Annotated in this window: 14 protein-coding genes; 8 read left to right on the top strand and 6 right to left on the bottom strand. The window is 68.8% G+C overall.

The annotated features are described in order from the left end of the window. Window positions 1-89 precede the first annotated feature (89 nt). The 3 genes from O5O43_RS11060 to O5O43_RS11050 all read right to left on the bottom strand — a co-directional run bounded on the left by O5O43_RS11060 (window position 90) and on the right by O5O43_RS11050 (window position 6,420). Window positions 90-2,852: a TonB-dependent receptor gene (locus O5O43_RS11060; protein ID WP_271083941.1), complete on the bottom strand. Its 2,763-nt coding sequence runs from the start codon at window positions 2,850-2,852 to the stop codon at window positions 90-92. Window positions 2,853-3,034: 182 nt separating this feature from the next. After that, window positions 3,035-4,483, bottom strand: a complete 1,449-nt coding sequence (locus O5O43_RS11055; RefSeq protein WP_271083940.1) for a sigma-54 dependent transcriptional regulator — start codon at window positions 4,481-4,483, stop codon at window positions 3,035-3,037. Between the two features lie 122 nt (window positions 4,484-4,605). Further along, window positions 4,606-6,420, bottom strand: coding sequence for a DUF4153 domain-containing protein (locus O5O43_RS11050; protein WP_271083939.1), 1,815 nt, complete (start codon window positions 6,418-6,420; stop codon window positions 4,606-4,608). A gap of 134 nt (window positions 6,421-6,554) precedes the next feature. On the opposite strand from O5O43_RS11050, the gene O5O43_RS11045 reads away from it, so the two are divergent. The 8 genes from O5O43_RS11045 to O5O43_RS11010 all read left to right on the top strand — a co-directional run bounded on the left by O5O43_RS11045 (window position 6,555) and on the right by O5O43_RS11010 (window position 12,807). After that, window positions 6,555-8,348, top strand: a complete 1,794-nt coding sequence (locus O5O43_RS11045; RefSeq protein WP_271083938.1) for a M3 family oligoendopeptidase — start codon at window positions 6,555-6,557, stop codon at window positions 8,346-8,348. A gap of 79 nt (window positions 8,349-8,427) precedes the next feature. Beyond that, window positions 8,428-8,691, top strand: coding sequence for an aa3-type cytochrome c oxidase subunit IV (locus tag O5O43_RS11040; RefSeq protein ID WP_271083937.1), 264 nt, complete (start codon window positions 8,428-8,430; stop codon window positions 8,689-8,691). Window positions 8,692-8,895: 204 nt separating this feature from the next. After that, window positions 8,896-10,029 (top strand): Re/Si-specific NAD(P)(+) transhydrogenase subunit alpha, encoded by a 1,134-nt coding sequence (locus O5O43_RS11035; protein WP_271083936.1) that lies wholly within the window; start codon window positions 8,896-8,898, stop codon window positions 10,027-10,029. Next, window positions 10,029-10,373 carry an NAD(P) transhydrogenase subunit alpha gene (locus O5O43_RS11030; protein WP_271083935.1) on the top strand — a complete coding sequence of 115 codons (345 nt, stop codon included), beginning with the start codon at window positions 10,029-10,031 and terminating at the stop codon, window positions 10,371-10,373. Before O5O43_RS11035 ends, O5O43_RS11030 begins: the two co-directional genes overlap by 1 nt. 2 nt (window positions 10,374-10,375) lie before the next feature. Continuing rightward, window positions 10,376-10,669, top strand: coding sequence for a hypothetical protein (locus tag O5O43_RS11025; RefSeq protein ID WP_271083934.1), 294 nt, complete (start codon window positions 10,376-10,378; stop codon window positions 10,667-10,669). Continuing rightward, window positions 10,669-10,971, top strand: a complete 303-nt coding sequence (locus tag O5O43_RS11020) for a hypothetical protein (RefSeq protein ID WP_271083933.1) — start codon at window positions 10,669-10,671, stop codon at window positions 10,969-10,971. Before O5O43_RS11025 ends, O5O43_RS11020 begins: the two co-directional genes overlap by 1 nt. 8 nt (window positions 10,972-10,979) lie before the next feature. Further along, the gene (locus O5O43_RS11015; protein ID WP_271083932.1) at window positions 10,980-11,354 is read left to right on the top strand and encodes a hypothetical protein; all 375 of its coding nucleotides are present in this window, start codon (window positions 10,980-10,982) and stop codon (window positions 11,352-11,354) included. A gap of 34 nt (window positions 11,355-11,388) precedes the next feature. Beyond that, window positions 11,389-12,807: an NAD(P)(+) transhydrogenase (Re/Si-specific) subunit beta gene (locus O5O43_RS11010; RefSeq protein WP_271083931.1), complete on the top strand. Its 1,419-nt coding sequence runs from the start codon at window positions 11,389-11,391 to the stop codon at window positions 12,805-12,807. Here O5O43_RS11010 and O5O43_RS11005 read toward each other — a convergent pair. The 3 genes from O5O43_RS11005 to O5O43_RS10995 are packed head-to-tail and all read right to left on the bottom strand — an operon-like array spanning window position 12,804 to window position 15,994. Next, window positions 12,804-14,036, bottom strand: a complete 1,233-nt coding sequence (locus O5O43_RS11005; protein WP_271083930.1) for an FAD-dependent oxidoreductase — start codon at window positions 14,034-14,036, stop codon at window positions 12,804-12,806. The two genes, O5O43_RS11010 and O5O43_RS11005, sit on opposite strands and share 4 nt — an antisense overlap. 9 nt (window positions 14,037-14,045) lie before the next feature. Beyond that, window positions 14,046-14,990, bottom strand: a complete 945-nt coding sequence (gcvA, locus tag O5O43_RS11000) for a transcriptional regulator GcvA (protein ID WP_271083929.1) — start codon at window positions 14,988-14,990, stop codon at window positions 14,046-14,048. Further along, window positions 14,987-15,994 carry a cysteine synthase A gene (locus O5O43_RS10995; protein WP_271083928.1) on the bottom strand — a complete coding sequence of 336 codons (1,008 nt, stop codon included), beginning with the start codon at window positions 15,992-15,994 and terminating at the stop codon, window positions 14,987-14,989. Before O5O43_RS10995 ends, gcvA begins: the two co-directional genes overlap by 4 nt. Window positions 15,995-16,052 lie beyond the last annotated feature (58 nt).

Genomic DNA, 16,052 nt, shown 5'->3' with positions numbered 1-16,052 from the left:
CGCTCTTGATAAGGGCATTCTCGGATCCACCGCACGCGTTTTCGTCGAGACAGGCGCACCCCGGCCCGAGCCGGGGCGCGCCGCGAAACCTAGAAGAGGATCTTTCGCAGGCTGACCGAGATGGTGCGACCAATGGGATCGAGGAAGTCCGGTTGGTAATTGAGCGGGACCGTGCCGGTCGAGGAGGTCACCTCGGTGCGGCTGTCGAACAGGTTCTGGACGCCGAAGTTGATGCGCGTGCCCTTCAGGATCGGGAAGCGCTCGACCCAGGCGGTCCGCTGGGACAGGTCGGCGAAGACGTTCAGGTTGACCGTGGTCTGATCGCTGAAGGCCAGGTCCGAACCGCCCGCGCCGCCGTCGACACGGGTGCCCTCGCGCCAGTTGGCATTCAGGAAGGAGCCGAATCCGTTGCGGAAGACTCCGGCCTGGACCTGGATTTCGTTGCGCGAGGTGCCGCCGCGCGCGCCGGTGGCGTCGCCGTCCAGCAGGTCGAGCTCGGGCAGGCTGTCGCGGATGGTCACCGTGTCGGTGAACCGGACCGTATGATAGATCGAGAGATTGAAACGACCCTGGCCCGGCTGCATGCCGCCGCCGCGCCCACCGCCGCCTCCGCCCATCCGCATCTGCATGCCGCCGCCGCCGGGAGGTGGACCGCCCGCGCCGCCACCGGGACGGGGGCCGCCGCCCATCATCATCATGCCGCCGCCCGGACGACCGCCGGGTCCGCCCGACGCCGCCGGATTGGGCGTGCCGAAGGCGCGCGAGAAGTTGAAGCCGGTGCGGAGCTCGGCTCGCTCGGTGCGGGCGAAGTTCAGCGGACGGGCGTCGATGGCCAGCAGGTTCCCCGTCGCATCGCGCGTGAACCGCTCCGGCAGGGCCGCCTCTAGGTCGGCGGTGATGGTCGGGAAGGCGATGACGGCGTCATCCACCACGGTGCGGGTGTAGTTGGAGCTGACCGAGAAATCCTTCTCCGACCAGGGGCGGAAATTGACGCCGAGGGACAGAACCTGGGTCGTCGCCGGGATCAGGTTCGGATTGCCGCCCGAGACGCGCGTCACCTGGACAGTGCGGCCCGTGCGGAAGTCGAAGACCGAGGTGTTCGGCGTCGAGATGGTCGGATCGTTTAGCTGTTGGATGGTCGGGGCCGCATCCTCGTTCTTGTAGCTGGCGCTGAGCGAGAGGGGCTCGATCGGGGTCCAATTGGCGCCGGCGCCCAGGGTGACAAGGCCGCCGATGTCGGAGGCCTCGTCATAGCCGGCGTTGGCGTTGACCGACAGATCGCCGAACCGGCCGGGCGTGTCTCCGCTGCGGCTGGAGAGCGGCATGGAGAGGTTGACCGTACCGTAGGCGCGGTCTCGGCCGATGGCGCGTTCGGAGAAGACGCCCGACAGGGTGCTCTCCGAGCTGAGGTCGCGGGTGTCGAGCCCGACCTTCCAGGTCGAGTAGAGGGCGCCCACAGGCCCCTGCCAGAGGTTGCCCATGAAGACGGCTTCGAGCGCGCCGCCGCTGGCGACCGAGTTGGCCGTGTCGGTCAGGCGGGTGAAGCTGGACGGCGCCAGATAGCCGAAGGGGTTGAGCGTGCCGGCGGTCACCGCCGTCTGGGCCGCCGTAGCCGACAGGCCTCGGCCGGTTACCGTGTCGGTCTCGACCCGGTCGTAGGTGCCCTGAACGGTCCAGCGCCAGTTGTCGCCGATGAAACCGTCCAGCAGGACGCCGAGATTGGCGGTCTGGGTGTCGGTGTCGCGCGTCAGGGCGCCGGCGTCGCCGATGAAACGATAGACGAGGACGTCGTTGCTGAAGGGCGAGCCGTTGCGACCGGCCGGCGCCCTCAGGGTCACGCCCGGCAGGCCGCCGTAGGCGAAGGTCGAGGCGTCGACAAGGTTGAGGCTGACGGTGCCCTTGGTCGTGGCGTTCAGGTCGCGGGCGATGGAGGCGTTCAGCGTGGTGGTGTCGCCGGCCGGAAGCAGGGTGCGGTAGTCGCTGAGATTGCCGGTGCGCGGTGCGTTTGCTCCCGCGGCGAACTGGGCCAGGGTCGGGTTGAGGACGCCGGGGTTGGCGGCGACGACGGCGTTCAGGTTCGGCGCGATCTGGGCGCCGTAAGGGATGCCAGAGATGTTGCCGAGCAGGTCGAACGGCTGGGAGCCCGGGTCGCGGGTGATGTCGCGCTCGGATTCGAACAGGGCCGTGTCGTGCTGATGTTCGAGACTGACGTTGATGCGGGTGCCGTCGACGATGCTGAAATAGCCGGTCTCAAGCTCGGAGGTCAGGCGGCCGCCCTGAGACGGGCCGCGTGCGCTGGCTTCGGCCGTGGCCTGGCGGAAGGTGGCCTTGAGGACGAAGTTCACGACCCGCTGGTCGGCGGTGTAGCCATAGGTCAGGGCGACCTGTTCGGGCAGGATCTCGGTGCGTTCGATCGCCTCGAACGGGATGTTGCGAATCTCCTGGAAGCCGGAGGTGCGGCGGCCGTTCAGCAGCAGGACCGGGCCGCCCGAGCCGCGCGAGGAGCGGGTCAAGGGCTCCAGCGCCGTCAGCAGCTCGGCGACGTTGGAGGCGCCGTACGCGCGTAACTGATCGGCGTCGAGGGTCAGGTCGGGCGGGATATCGCCTTGAACGGCCCCGCGCAGGCGGGCGCCGTCGACGACGACGTCGTCGACGATGTCCGCATCGCCTACCGGGGCGCCGGTGGGCAGGTCTTCGTCCTGATCCTGATCCTGATCGACGGTCGCGGCCGGGGTCTGGCCCGCCGCGGGGACCATCGTCTGAGGCGCCGTCTGGGGCATGCCCTGGACGGGGGGCGTCGTCTGGAGAGTTCCGGAGGCGAGGGCGTAGAGGAGAGCAGCGGCAATGGTCATTCAGCGATCCGGAAAGAGGCGCGGGGAGACGCCCGTCGGCTTCCGAAACGCGCGACGACGCGATCGATCCAACGGTCTGGTTATACGGCGCTGTCTTCGTGATCCGTCGCGGCCTCATTGAGGCGGATTGTTTCAGCTTGGCATCGCAACCGAAAACTGTGGTTTTCGGGTCGCAAGATCGGTCAGCCCGCTTCTTTCAGTATGCCTTCCAGGCCCTGCTCGCGAACCTTGCGATAGAGTGTCGAGCGGCCGATGCCGAGGCGACGCGCGATCTCCGACATGTGGCCGGCATACACCTCGATGGCGTGCTGGATCAGGTCGCGCTCGATGTCCTCCAGGGTCCGCAGATGACCGCGGTCGTCGAGGATCTTGATCGGCTGCTCCGGCAGGGGCGGCAGGTCGGCATAGCCGACGATGGCCGCCGACGGCTGGGCTTCGGCGGGCTCCAACGGCATGGCGACGCCCGAGATGGCCGGAAAGTCGTGCGGCTGCAGGAATGGCGCATCGGCCAGGACGATGGCGCGATAGATGGTGTTCTCCAGTTGGCGCACATTGCCGGGCCAGTCGAAGGCGGTCAGCAGGGCCAGGGTCTCGGGCGAGGCGCCGGCGATCCGCTTGCCCTCCTCGACGTTGAAGCGGCCGATGAAGTGGTCGATCAGCCCCGGGATGTCCTCGCGTCGCTCGCGCAGGGATGGGGCCTCGATCGGGAAGACGTTCAGCCGATAGAACAGGTCCTCGCGGAACCGGCCCTCGGCCACGGCGGTCGATAGGTCGCGGTTGGTGGCCGACACGATGCGGACATCGACCTTGACCGCGCGCTTGGCGCCGACCGGATCGATCTCGCCCTCCTGAAGCGCGCGCAGAAGCTTGACCTGCATGTCCAGCGGCAGTTCGCCGATCTCGTCTAGGAACAGGGTGCCGCCATTGGCCTCCATGAACTTGCCGAGGTGTTTGTCGGAGGCGCCGGTGAAGCTGCCCTTCTCGTGGCCGAACAGGATCGACTCGACCAGATTGGCGGGCAGGGCCCCGCAGTTGACGGCCACGAACGGCTTGCCGGCGCGGTCCGAGGCGCCGTGCAGGGCGCGGGCGATGACCTCCTTGCCGACGCCGCTCTCGCCGGTGATCAGGACCGGGATGGACGACTTGGCGGCGCGGGCGCCGAGCTGTTTGACCATCTGCATCGGACGGCTGTCGCCGACCAGATCTGCGAAGGTCACGCGGCCGGCGACGTGCTTCTTCAGACGGCCGACCTCGGCGGTCAGCTGGGTCAGTTGCAGCGCGTTCCGGATGCCGACCAGAATGCGTTCCGGGCTGGCGGGTTTGATGAAGAAGTCCTGGGCGCCGGCCTGCATGGCCTTGACCACGGTCTCGATGCCGCCGTTGGCGGTCAGGACGATGACGGGGGTGGTGACGCCCGCGGTGCGGATCTCGGCCAGGGCCTCCATGCCGCTCATGCCCGGCATGACGAGGTCCAGCAGGACGACGTCGGCGCCGCCGCCCTTGGTCAGGCGGTCTATGGCCTCGCCGCCCGACTCGGCGTGGGCGACGATATAGCCTTCGCGATCCAGAACCGCCTGGACGAGGCGGCGCTGGGTCGGATCGTCGTCGACCACGAGAACGGTCTTGGCCATTTGCGGACACCCTCTGTCATCACCGTAGCGGCCGGTCCTCGTGAAAGCGGGACTGGCTCGTTTCGGGACGGCTTAACCCCGATGCGGTGAAGATCGGGTGAGAGGGCGTGGTGTGCGCAGGGTTAACGCGCGGCCTCGCGTTCAGCCCTCAGGCAGGGTCCGCTGGAGGCGAAGCTGGAAGCGAAGCGGCCACCTGTGCCCATGTCGGGCCAGGCCGCCGGGCGCGGTTCGAGCGCGCCGGACTTCATGAGCTGGCGCGCATCGGGAGCCGCCGGTTCGCCGACGCAGCGCAGGATCGTGTAGCTGCCCTCGTTGTCCCAGCCGCCCTGGCCGTCATCGACGAACAGCCACAGACCCGCCTGACTGGCCATCAGGATTTCCAAAGCGCCGTCGCCGTTCAGGTCCTGAAGCGTGGCCACGCAGTCGCCCCGATTGCGGCAACCGAACAGAACGCTGGGTCCGCGGAACGGCTTGGAGAAGGAGGCGGGCAGGGGGCGATCGGCTGGCCAGGCCTCGACGACCGGCGTGATCAGCGGCTCCACGACGGGGGGAACCTCGATGTCATAGCGATTGTCGGCTTCCGAAGCCTCGCGGGCGCGCCGGGCGATCTCGGGGTTGTCGGACTGGATCAGGCGGGCGAGGGCGGCCTTGCCGACCTTGCCGCTCTCGAACTTGAGGAAGGCGTAGTCGAAGGCGGCCGGGGCGACCTTGCCGTTGTCCAGCCGCGCCATCTGATCCGCCACCGACAGGCGGGCCGGATCGGCCAGGGGGGTGAAGAGGGCCAGGATGACGGCGACCTCCAGCACGGCGGTCACGATGTTGGTCATCTCCAGCGGCTTCATCCAGGCCGAGCCCTTGCGGATGAAGGGGGCCAAGGCGCCGAGGCCGTAGCCGATGGCATAGCCGACGCCGACGAGGGCGCAGGCGGCGGCGATGATCCGGTCGGGCGTCAGGCCGTGCTGGCCGATGCGAAGCGCCAAGCCCCAGATGGCGAGGCCGACGAGCGGGGTCAGCAGCAGGGCGGCGACCCGCACCGCGCCGCGCAGGACGGCGGGCGGCAGGTTGTCGGGACGACCGTCCTGATAGGCGGCGTTGATGAGGATGATCAGGGCCCCTGCGGCGGCGAGGACCAGGGCGGTGGCGCTGCCGGTCTCCCACAGGCCGTCGAGGCCGGTGAAGAGCAGGGCCGCGAGGAAGCCGCCGACCAGGACGGTCAGGACCAGCAGCAGCCAGGACAGCAGCATCAGGGCGATGGTCCTGACGCCCCGGATCAGGCCATCGCGGACGTCGGTCAGGTGAACGGCCGTTGCGAAGGCGAGGCCGGTCAGGGGGAAGGAGAACCAGGCGTTGCCGATCAGGTCGCCGAGGAAGCTCAGTCCGATGATGTTGAACAGGGCGGCGCCGAGAAACAGCAGCAGCCAGAAGGCGCCGGCGAAGGCGACGGACAGCACCAGCTGCACCCCCGCCATCCAGGCGGCGTCGAAATAGGCGGGAAAGGGGGCGATCGGCTTCCGCTCACGATCCGCCGGGACGATCAGGTGGTGTGCGATGAACAGGGCGGCGGCGGCGAAGGGGAATAGGGCCGGGCTGAGATGGCGCGTCACATCGGCCGCCTGTCGTGCGATGTCGTGCCACGCGAGGAAGGCCAGCGCCGCGGCCGCGACCACCGTCCAGATCGCCAGCATCGTCCAGCGCAGCCGCCCGACTCCGGCCAGGATCACCGGGGGGAGGAACAGGGCGGTCAGCACCATCGGCCCGAACAGCTCCGGGTGTGTGTCGGCCCAGCGCGGACCGGGGCCTTCGGCCGCCTTGAACAGGAGATAGAGGGCGATCCCCTGGGCCAGGCCGACAGCGAGGCGGACGAAGCCGACCCGGCGGTCGTCGTTGCCTCTCAGGTCCGCGCGACCGGCGGCGTGGGTGTCGGTATGTTCGGTCATGGCGCGTCTCTCCCCCGAAGCGCGACCATGACCCGGGGCGGAGCGGCGGGAAAGCTATGTTTCGTGACGGATCGGGCGCTGCGCCCCAGCCTGCGCCGTTGCGCCGCGCGTCGTGCGACCCCACAACGAGGGGGATGAACGCGCCCTTCAAGACCCCCGTCGAGCCGCCCCTCTGGGACCTGTCCGATCTCTACGCCTCGCGCGAGGACGCGAAGATCGCCGCCGATCTGGAGGCGGCGAAAGCGGCTGTGGCCCAGCTGAACGGACTGCAAGGCCGGTTCGTCGCCGAGCGCGCCAATGCGAAGGCGTTGGGCGCGACGCTGGATCGGGCCATCACCCTGTACGAACACGCGTCGGAGAAGCTGGGAGCGCTAGGCGCCTATGCTTTCCTGGCGGCCTCGACCAACCGGGCCGATGCGGGCGCGCAGGGGTTCGAGGCCGATCTGCGCGAGAAGATCACTGCCATCGCGACGCCGACCGTCTGGCTGACGCTCGAGATCAACCAGTTGGAAGAGGCCGAGATCGAGGCGGCCTTGGCGGCGGACGCCAGGGCGGCGGTGTGGCGGCCGTGGCTGCGGCGGGTGCGGGCGATGAAGCCGCATGAGGTGTCGGAGGAGTTGGAGACGTTCATCGCCGAGCGGATGCCGATTTCGGCCCAGTGGCCCCGGCTGTTCGACGAGACCCTGGCGGCGATGCGGGTCGAGGCCGGCCGGGAGAGCCTGACCTTGGCCGAGACGCTGAACCAGCTTTCGGATCCGAAGGAAGCGAAGCGTCGCGCGGCGGCCGAGGGCCTGAACACGGCCCTGGCGGCGCGGGTCTCGACCCTGGCCCTCACGCTGAACACGGTCGCGGCCGAGAAGGCGATGGAAGACCGCTGGCGCGGGTTCAGACGTCCCGCCGACAGCCGCCATCTGGCCAATGAGGTCGACGGCGAGGCAGTCGACGCCATGGCCGAGGCCGTGTCCGCGGCCTATCCGAAGCTGTCCCACCGCTACTATGCGATGAAGGCCAAGGCGCTGGGCAAGGCCAAGCTGGACCAATGGGATCGCAACGCGCCGCTGGAGACAGCGGCGCCGCGCGGGTTCGACTGGAACCAGGGCCGGGAGCTGGTGCTGGAGAGCTTTGGCGACCTGGGCGCGGAGTTCGCCGAGCGCGCCGGTCGGTTCTTCGACAGGCCATGGATCGACGGCCGCGCACGAGCCGGGAAACAGTCAGGCGCCTACGCCCACCCGGTGACGGCGGATCGCCACCCCTATGTCTTCCTGAACTGGATGGGCGAGCGGCGTGACGTCCTGACCCTGGCGCATGAACTTGGGCACGGGGTGCACCAGATGTTGGCGGCCGAGAAGGGGACGCTGCTGGCGGATACGCCGCTGACGCTGGCCGAGACGGCGTCGATCTTCGCCGAGGGGCTGACGTTTGACCGGCTGCTGGCCACTGCGCCCAAGGCCGAGCAGCGCGGTCTGCTGGCGGGGCGGATCGAGGATGGGCTGAACACCGTGGTGCGCCAGATCGCCTTCCACCGGTTCGAGACCCGGTTCCACGACGAGCGCCTGCGGGGCGAGGTCTCCGCCGACCGTCTGGGCGACCTGTGGCTGGAGGAGATGGGCGCGTCCCTGGGTCCGGCGGTGACGCTGAATGCCGGATACGAGGCCTGGTGGAGCTATGTCAGCCACTTCGTCCACTCGCCCTTCTATGTCTACGCCTATGCCTTCGGGGACCTGCTGGTGGCGGCCCTGATGGAGACGCGGCGGGCCGACCCGGACGGGTTCGCGCCTCTGTACCGTGGGCTATTGGCCGCGGGCGGGACCAAGACCTACGTCGAGGCGCTGGAGCCGTTCGGCCTCAACCCACGCGACCCGGCCTTCTGGACCATCGGCACGATGCGGCTCGAACGTCTGATCGATCAGTTCGAGGCGCTGGGTTGAGGGCTCGAGCCAGCACTTGAGCCTTGGCCACGCATCGCTATAAGACCGCCAAACGCCTCTCCGACCCGGACGCAGACCCATGGCCGACCACCACGCCCCGACCGAACACGCCGATCACGACGCGGACGCCTATGTCCACGGCGAGATGACAATCGAGGAACAGTCGGCGACCTACAGCCTGTTCATGAACATGGCCAAGTGGGGCTCGCTGGCCATTGCGTCGCTGCTGCTGTTCCTGGTGTTGTGGTTCCAGCCGGGCGGAAGCTTCATCGCCGGTCTGATCGCCGCCGTGGTCCTGGCCGTGGCCGGTGGGTTCTTCCTGAAAAGCGGCAAGAGCCACTAAAGGGCGCTACCGCCCGCTCCGGGCGGCTCGCGGCCCGAGCGCGGGACGAGACTGTCGACCTTTCGCCTGATCCGGACACGAGACGTGCGCGCCGTAACGTCGGTCGCGGGACGTTTCGCTCGAATATTGCCGAGCTTGCGCCTTTGACGCATCCGCACCGCTGCGCCTAACGTCTTCTCAACCGTTTCGGATGGGGAGATTCGCGTGGGCCTGACCATCGCCGTGACCCGGGAACGCCGTGAAGGCGAAACCCGCTGCGCCGTGACTCCCGAGACTGTGAAGAAATTCGTCGGCATGGGCGCGACCGTCGTGGTCGAGGCCGGGACCGGTCTGGGCTCCTCCATCCCCGACAGCGACTATGTCGACGCCGGCGCGGCCGTGAAGCCTGACACCCGCGCGGTGCTGGACGGCGCCGATCTGGTGCTGAAGGTCCGCGGACCGACGGCGCAAGAGATCGCGGCGCTGAAGCCCGGCGCCATTGTCGTCGCCCTGCTGGACGCCTATCGCGAAAAGGACACGGTCGCGGCCATGGCCGGAGCCAGCGTCACCGGCTTCGCCATGGAGTTCGTGCCCCGGATCACGCGGGCTCAGGTGATGGACGCCCTGTCGTCCCAGGCGAACCTGGCGGGCTATCGCGCCGTGATCGAGGGGGCCTATGCCTACGGCAAGGGCTTCCCGATGATGATGACGGCGGCGGGCACGGTGGCGCCGGCCAAGGTCTTCGTGATGGGCGTCGGCGTTGCGGGCCTGCAGGCCATCGCCACGGCGCGGCGTCTGGGCGCGGTGGTCACGGCCACCGACGTCCGTCCGGCGACCAAGGAACAGGTCGAATCGCTGGGCGCCAAATTCCTCGCCGTCGAGGACGAGGAGTTCAGGAACGCCCAGACCGCCGGCGGCTACGCCAAGGCCATGTCCGAGGAATATCAGGCCAAGCAGGCGGCCCTGACCGGCGAACATATCAAGAAGCAGGACATCGTCATTACCACCGCCCTGATCCCCGGCCGCGCGGCGCCGGTTCTGGTCAGCGCCGAACAGGTGGCCTCGATGAAGCCGGGCAGCGTGCTGATCGACCTGGCGGTCGAGGCGGGCGGCAATGTCGCGGGCTCGAAGCCAGGCGAGGTCGTGACGACGGCGAACGGTGTGTCGATCGTCGGCTACACCAACCTGCCGGGCCGGATCGCTGCGGACGCCTCGGCGCTGTACGCCAAGAATCTGGTCGCCTTCGGGGGGCTCCTGATCAAGGAGGGCGCTTTGGCGGTCGATCTGGAAGACGAAATCCTCAAGGCGTCCGTGGTCACCCACGGCGGGGCCGTGGTGCATGAAGGAGTCAAAGGCTGATGGAACACGTCGATCCCACCGTCTTTCGTCTGGCCATCTTCGTGCTGGCGATCTTCGTCGGCTACTATGTCGTCTGGTCGGTGACGCCGGCCCTGCACACGCCCTTGATGGCGGTGACCAACGCCATCTCCAGCGTCATCATCGTCGGCGGCCTGATCGCGGCGGCGGCCGTATCCGGTGAAGCGACCGGGCCGAACGCCTGGATCGCCAAGGGCGCGGGCGTCGCGGCCGTGACCCTGGCCAGCATCAACATCTTCGGCGGCTTTATGGTCACCCGGCGGATGCTGGCCATGTACAAGAAGAAGGAACGGCCCGCGAGACCCGCAGAAGCGGCCAAGGGCTGACCATGATGTCGATGGCGACCTTCATGGGCATTGTGGCGGTGCTGATGCTCGCCGTGGTGATCCTGCAGATCATGCTGCGAGGCCCGATGCCGGTCGGCCGCCGCCTGCTGGTCGAACGCGCCATGATGTGGCTGCTCGCGACGGTCGCCGTGTGCTGGCTGATGCGGGGCGCGTTCGCGGCGGTTGAGGGTGACATGCTGTGGGCGCCCGTATCGGCCGTGATCGTGGTCTCCATGATCGGTCAGGGTCTGATCCTGTGGCGCAAGCCGACCCGCGCCGACGGGACGCGAACCTGATGGATGCGCTGAACCTCGCACCCGACAGCATTGCCTGGACGGCCTCGTGGTTAGCCACGGGGATCGGCCTGGGCCTGTGGGTCTGGAGCTGGTTCGGCGAGAAGAACCCGATCCAGAAACTGCGTCTGAGGGACTGCGGCGTGGTGCTGCTGTTCTCAGGGATTCTCGCCCGGATCGTGGTGCAGGACCGGCCGATGATGGCCGTCGACTGGGCCATGGTCTTCCTGGGGCCGCTGTTCATCGCCGCCGCCCTGTGGCGACTGGCGCGAACGGCCAAGGGCGCCGGGGCGGACGGACTATGATACGGGGCGTGGCGACATCGCTGGCCCTCGCCGCCGTGTCGATCGCATCCGTGGCGACGGCCCAGACGCACGTCGGACGCAATGTCGAGGGCGGCATCCCCTGGTCCGTGGCGGCGCCGCAGGGGGCCAACTGGTCGCTGGTCTGCCGGTTCGCGCCCGTGACCTATGAGGCCAGCCGGTACGACCTGCGCCGCTGGACCAACAAGATCGCGACGAGGGGCGCCGGCGCCGCGCGCGGCCGCCTTCCGCTCCAGGACGGAAGCTGCACCGTGACCAAGACGGGCGGGCCGGGGCCTGTCGCCATCGCCATGGTGCGCGGCGACGAGGTGGTCTCGGACGCCGCCTCCGAGACCGGCCAGACGGCCGCGGTGGGCTTCCTGTGATGACACGACCGACGACGAAGACGGGGGAAACGACATGAACGCATCCATCGCGGCGCTGGCCTATCTGGCCGCGGGCGTCCTGTTCATCCTCTCGCTCAGGGGCCTGTCGAGCCCGGAGACCAGTCGTCAGGGCAACACCTTCGGCATGATCGGCATGGGGCTGGCGGTGGGGATCACCCTGCTGACGCTGGGGACGACCGGCGCGCTGGATCCGTTAACGATCGCCCTGCTCGGCGCGGGCGTCGTGGTCGGCGGCGGCGGCGGGGCGCTGATCGCCAAGCGGGTCGCCATGACTGACATGCCCCAGCTGGTCGCGGCCTTCCACTCCCTCGTCGGCATGGCCGCCTGTCTGGTCGCTATCGGGGCCATCTATGCGCCCGAGGCCTTCGGCATCCTCAACGCCGACGGCGTGGGCATCAAGACGATCTCGATCGTGGAGCTGAGCCTGGGCGTCGCCATCGGCGCCATCACCTTCACCGGCTCGGTGATCGCCTTCGCCAAGCTGAACGGCAACATGTCGGGCGCCCCGATCCTCCTGCCGGCGCGGCATCTGATCAACATCGGTCTGGCGCTGGTGCTGGTCTTCCTGATCGGCATCCTGATCGGCACGGGCGGCACGGCGATCTGGGCCTTCTGGGGCGTGTTCGCCATCAGCCTGATCCTCGGCGCGACCCTGATCATTCCCATCGGCGGGGCGGACATGCCGGTCGTGGTGTCGATGCTGAACTCCTATTCCGGCTGGGCCGCCGCGGCCCTGGGCTTCACGCTGGAGAACATAGCCCTGATCATCACCGGCGCCCTGGTTGGCTCGTCGGGCGCGATCCTCAGCTACATCATGTGCAAGGGGATGAACCGCAGCTTCATCTCGGTGATCCTGGGCGGCTTCGGCGGCGACAGCGGCCCGGCCGGAGAGGCGCGCGTCGAGACCCGCCCGGTCAAGCAGGGCTCGGCCGACGACGCCGCCTTCATCATGAAGAACGCCTCCAAGGTCATCATCGTCCCTGGCTACGGCATGGCGGTCGCTCAGGCCCAGCACGCGCTGCGCGAGATGGCCGACAAGCTGAAGGAGGAGGGGGTCGAGGTGAAATACGCCATCCACCCCGTCGCGGGCCGGATGCCGGGCCATATGAACGTCCTGCTGGCCGAGGCTAACGTCCCCTATGACGAGGTGTTTGAGCTGGAGGACATCAACGCCGAGTTCGCCACCGCCGACGTCGCCTTCGTCATCGGCGCCAACGACGTGACCAACCCGGCGGCGAAGACGGACCCCCAGTCGCCGATCTACGGCATGCCGATCCTGGACGTGGAGAAGGCGGGCACGGTTCTGTTCATCAAGCGCGGCATGGCGGCGGGCTATGCGGGGGTCGAGAACGAGCTCTTCTTCCGCGACAACACCATGATGCTGTTCGCCGACGCCAAGAAGATGGTCGAGGGGATCGTGAAGGGGCTCTAGGCCCCGACTTCCTTCATCGACACCGCCCTGTCCGCCAGCTTCGTCACGTCCACCGCCCGGCGCTCGCCGATCAGTTTCTTGCCCATCATGAACTCGGGCGGGGCGTTGATGGCCTCCACCGCCTGGACCTTGTCGCCGGAGAGGTGGAAGACGGCGAAGCTGGCGGTCTCCGGGTCGCCGCGCACCACGATGCGGTCGGTGTCGAAGGGGTAGCCGGCGATCTGGAGCTTCAGGTCGTACTGGTCCGACCACTGCCAGGGCGTTTCGCCCGCCGGGGCGGGGCGGCCGGTGATGGCGGCGGCGGCCTGTTTGGCCTGTTCGAGGGCGTTGGGCACGCTCTCCATGCGGAACAAGCGGTCGTAGATCGGCATGGGGCGACGGGTCACGTCGCCGATGGCGAAGATGGCCGGGTCCGAGGTGCGGGCCTCCAGATCGACCAGGACGCCGCCCTCGATGTCGAGACCGGCCTGCGTCGCCAGATTGTCGTTCGGGATGGCGCCGACGCCGACGACGACGACGTCGCAGGCCAAGGTTCGGCCGTCGGCGAGGGTCACGCCGCTGACGCGCGGGCCGTCGCCGGTGAAGCCGACCACGTCGGCGGCCAGTTCGAAGCGGACGCCGCGATCCTGATGATAGGTCTGGAAGAAGGTCGAGAGGACGTCGCAGGCGACGCGGGCCAGCAGCCGCGGCTCGCGCTCCAGCACCACGACTTCGGAGCCGAGGGCGCGGGCGGAGGCGGCGACCTCCAACCCGACGTAGCCGCCACCGACGACGGCCAGGGTGCGGCCCTCACCGAGCTGGGCCTTGATCGACTCGGCGTCAGCGGCCGTGCGCAGCACGTGGACGCCGACGAGGTCGGCGCCAGGGACGTCGAGGGTGCGGGCGCGGGCGCCGGTGGCGAGGATCAGATGCTCGTAGGCGAGGCTCGAACCGTCGGAGAGGGCGACCGTGCGGTGCGTCCGGTCGATGGCCGTGGCTGTGACGTCGAGGCGCAGTTCGATGCCCTGTTCGTCGTAAAAGTCGAGCGGGCGAAGGGCGAGGCTGTCGCCGTCCGCCTCCCCCTTGAGCCAGGCCTTGGACAGCGGCGGGCGCTGATAGGGGATCAGGGGTTCGTCCCCGATCAGGATGACGGGGCCCTCATAGCCATACTGTCGCAGCAGAGCGGCGGCCGTCCCGCCCGCGTGGCCCCCGCCGACGATGACGACGCCTCGATCCGTGTTCGCACTCATGGGCGCCTTTTACAGTTCGTCGACCACGCCGTCATCGGCGTCGGCCTCGCCTCGCAGCCAGGCGACGAAGGTGCGGGCCTCCTCGCGGCCGCCGTTCCTGCGGGTCAGGACGTGATAGGCCATGTCGGTCGGGAGATAGCCGTCGGCGAACGGGGCGACGAGCCGACCCGAGGCCAGGTCGGCGGCGACAAAGGCGCGAGGGGCCAGAGCCACACCCCGGCCGTTGGCGGCGTCCTCGATGGCGAAGGCGGTCTGGTCGTAGCGGGAGCCGGCCGAGGCGTCGACGCCGGTGACGCCGCGCGCCTTCAGCCAGGCCGCCCAGTCGGGGCGCGGCTCCTCGACCCGGCCGTTGGCGACGTGGATCAGGGTGTGATGAGCGAGGTCGGCGGGTCTTTGCAGAGGCGACCGGCCGGTCAGGAGGGCCGGGCTGCACACCGGGATGACGCCGGCCTCGAACAAAATTTCCGAGCGGACCCCCGGGTAGCCGCCGAGACCGTAACGGACCGCCACATCGACCCGGCCGCCGGCGACATCGGCCAGCTGCATGTCGGCGGAAATCCAGACCTCGATCTCCGGATGCTCGGCCGAGAATCGCACCATCCGGGGCGCCAGCCATCGGGCGGCGAAGGAGGGCGGGACGCTGACCGCCAGCGAGCGACGACCGGCCGGGCCGTAGACGATATCGGCCGCACGCTGCAGCTGTTCGAAGGCGTCGCGCAGCACGGGGTGTAGCCGGGCGCCGAGCTCGGTCAGGGCGATCGCCCCGCCCTCTCGGCGGAACAGCGGCGCGCCTGAGTGATCCTCCAGCACCTTGATCTGCTGGCTGACGGCGCCCGGGGTGACGCCCAACTCGCGGGCGGCCAGCGAGATGCTGAGCCGACGCGCGGCAGCCTCGAACGCTTTCAGAGCATTCAGCGGCGGCAGGCGGCGGCCGGGCTCGTCGGGCTCGCTCATGCGCCCTCCAGCCACGCCGGGACGTCGAAGCCTTTCGAGCGCAGGAAGGCGGGATTGTAGATCTTGCCGGCGTAGCGCTGGCCGGGATCGCACAGGATGGTCGCGACGGTGTGGCCGGGGCCAAGTTCGCGGGCCAGCCGGATCGCGCCGGCGAGGTTGACGCCGCTGGACGGGCCCAGGCTCAGACCTTCGTCTTTGGCCAGGTCAAAGATGACGGACAGGGCATCGGCATCCTCGATGCGGAAGGAGTGGTCGACGCTCAGCCCTTCCAGATTGCCCGTGATCCGGTTGACACCGATGCCCTCGGTCACCGACGCGCCCTCAGCCTTCAGTGCGCCTTCGGTGAACCAGGCGTGCAGGGCCGCGCCGGGCGGATCGGCGAGGGCGATGCGGATCGAAGGATTCTGCGCGCGCAGGAAGGCGGACGTGCCTGCCAGCGTTCCGCCGGTGCCGGCGGCGGAGACGAAGCCGTCGATGCGACCATCGGTCTGATCCCAGATCTCCGGGCCGGTGGTCTCGAAATGGGCGCGGCGATTGGCGGTGTTGTCGAACTGATCGGCATACCAGGCGCCGTTCGGCTCGCTCTCGTTGAGTTCGGCGGCGAGGCGTCGCGAAAAATGGACAAAGTGATTGGGGCTGGAGAAGGGGGCCGGGTCGACCTCGACGAGGCGCGCGCCATGCAGGCGGACGGCCTGTTTCTTCTCCTCGGTCTGGCTGCGCGGCATGACGATGACGACGGGATGGCCCACGGCCGCACCGACCAGGGCCAGACCGATGCCCGTATTGCCCGCCGTGCCCTCGACAATGGTCCCGCCAGGTTTGAGGGCGCCGGAGGCCTTGGCCTCGAGGATCATGCCGCGCGCGGTGCGGTCCTTCACCGAGCCGCCAGGATTGAGAAACTCTGCCTTGCCCAGAATCTCGCAGCCGGTCGCCTCCGACGCGGCGCGCAGGCGGATCATCGGCGTGGAGCCGATCAGGCTGAGAACATCGGGCGAGATCGGCACAGAGAGGCGCCTCCATCTGGGTGGGACGCTTTTAGAAACTCTTTCGCCGGACGGGAAG

The sequence above is a fragment of the Brevundimonas sp. NIBR11 genome (genome assembly GCF_027912535.1).
Taxonomy (GTDB): Bacteria; Pseudomonadota; Alphaproteobacteria; order Caulobacterales; family Caulobacteraceae; genus Brevundimonas.
The sequence above is the reverse complement of the archived record's forward strand: the minus strand, read 5'-3'. Positions and strand labels throughout refer to the sequence as shown.

Bases quoted from the DNA above. Each gene is read 5' to 3' on its own strand.
- O5O43_RS11060 (WP_271083941.1), bottom strand. From the start codon at position 2,852: ATGACCATTGCCGCTGCTCTCCTCTACGCCCTCGCCTCCGGAACTCTC.
- O5O43_RS11055 (WP_271083940.1), bottom strand. From the start codon at position 4,483: ATGGCCAAGACCGTTCTCGTGGTCGACGACGATCCGACCCAGCGCCGC.
- O5O43_RS11050 (WP_271083939.1), bottom strand. From the start codon at position 6,420: ATGACCGAACATACCGACACCCACGCCGCCGGTCGCGCGGACCTGAGA.
- O5O43_RS11045 (WP_271083938.1), top strand. From the start codon at position 6,555: ATGAACGCGCCCTTCAAGACCCCCGTCGAGCCGCCCCTCTGGGACCTG.
- O5O43_RS11040 (WP_271083937.1), top strand. From the start codon at position 8,428: ATGGCCGACCACCACGCCCCGACCGAACACGCCGATCACGACGCGGAC.
- O5O43_RS11030 (WP_271083935.1), top strand. From the start codon at position 10,029: ATGGAACACGTCGATCCCACCGTCTTTCGTCTGGCCATCTTCGTGCTG.
- O5O43_RS11025 (WP_271083934.1), top strand. From the start codon at position 10,376: ATGATGTCGATGGCGACCTTCATGGGCATTGTGGCGGTGCTGATGCTC.
- O5O43_RS11020 (WP_271083933.1), top strand. From the start codon at position 10,669: ATGGATGCGCTGAACCTCGCACCCGACAGCATTGCCTGGACGGCCTCG.
- O5O43_RS11010 (WP_271083931.1), top strand. From the start codon at position 11,389: ATGAACGCATCCATCGCGGCGCTGGCCTATCTGGCCGCGGGCGTCCTG.
- O5O43_RS11005 (WP_271083930.1), bottom strand. From the start codon at position 14,036: ATGAGTGCGAACACGGATCGAGGCGTCGTCATCGTCGGCGGGGGCCAC.
- gcvA (WP_271083929.1), bottom strand. From the start codon at position 14,990: ATGAGCGAGCCCGACGAGCCCGGCCGCCGCCTGCCGCCGCTGAATGCT.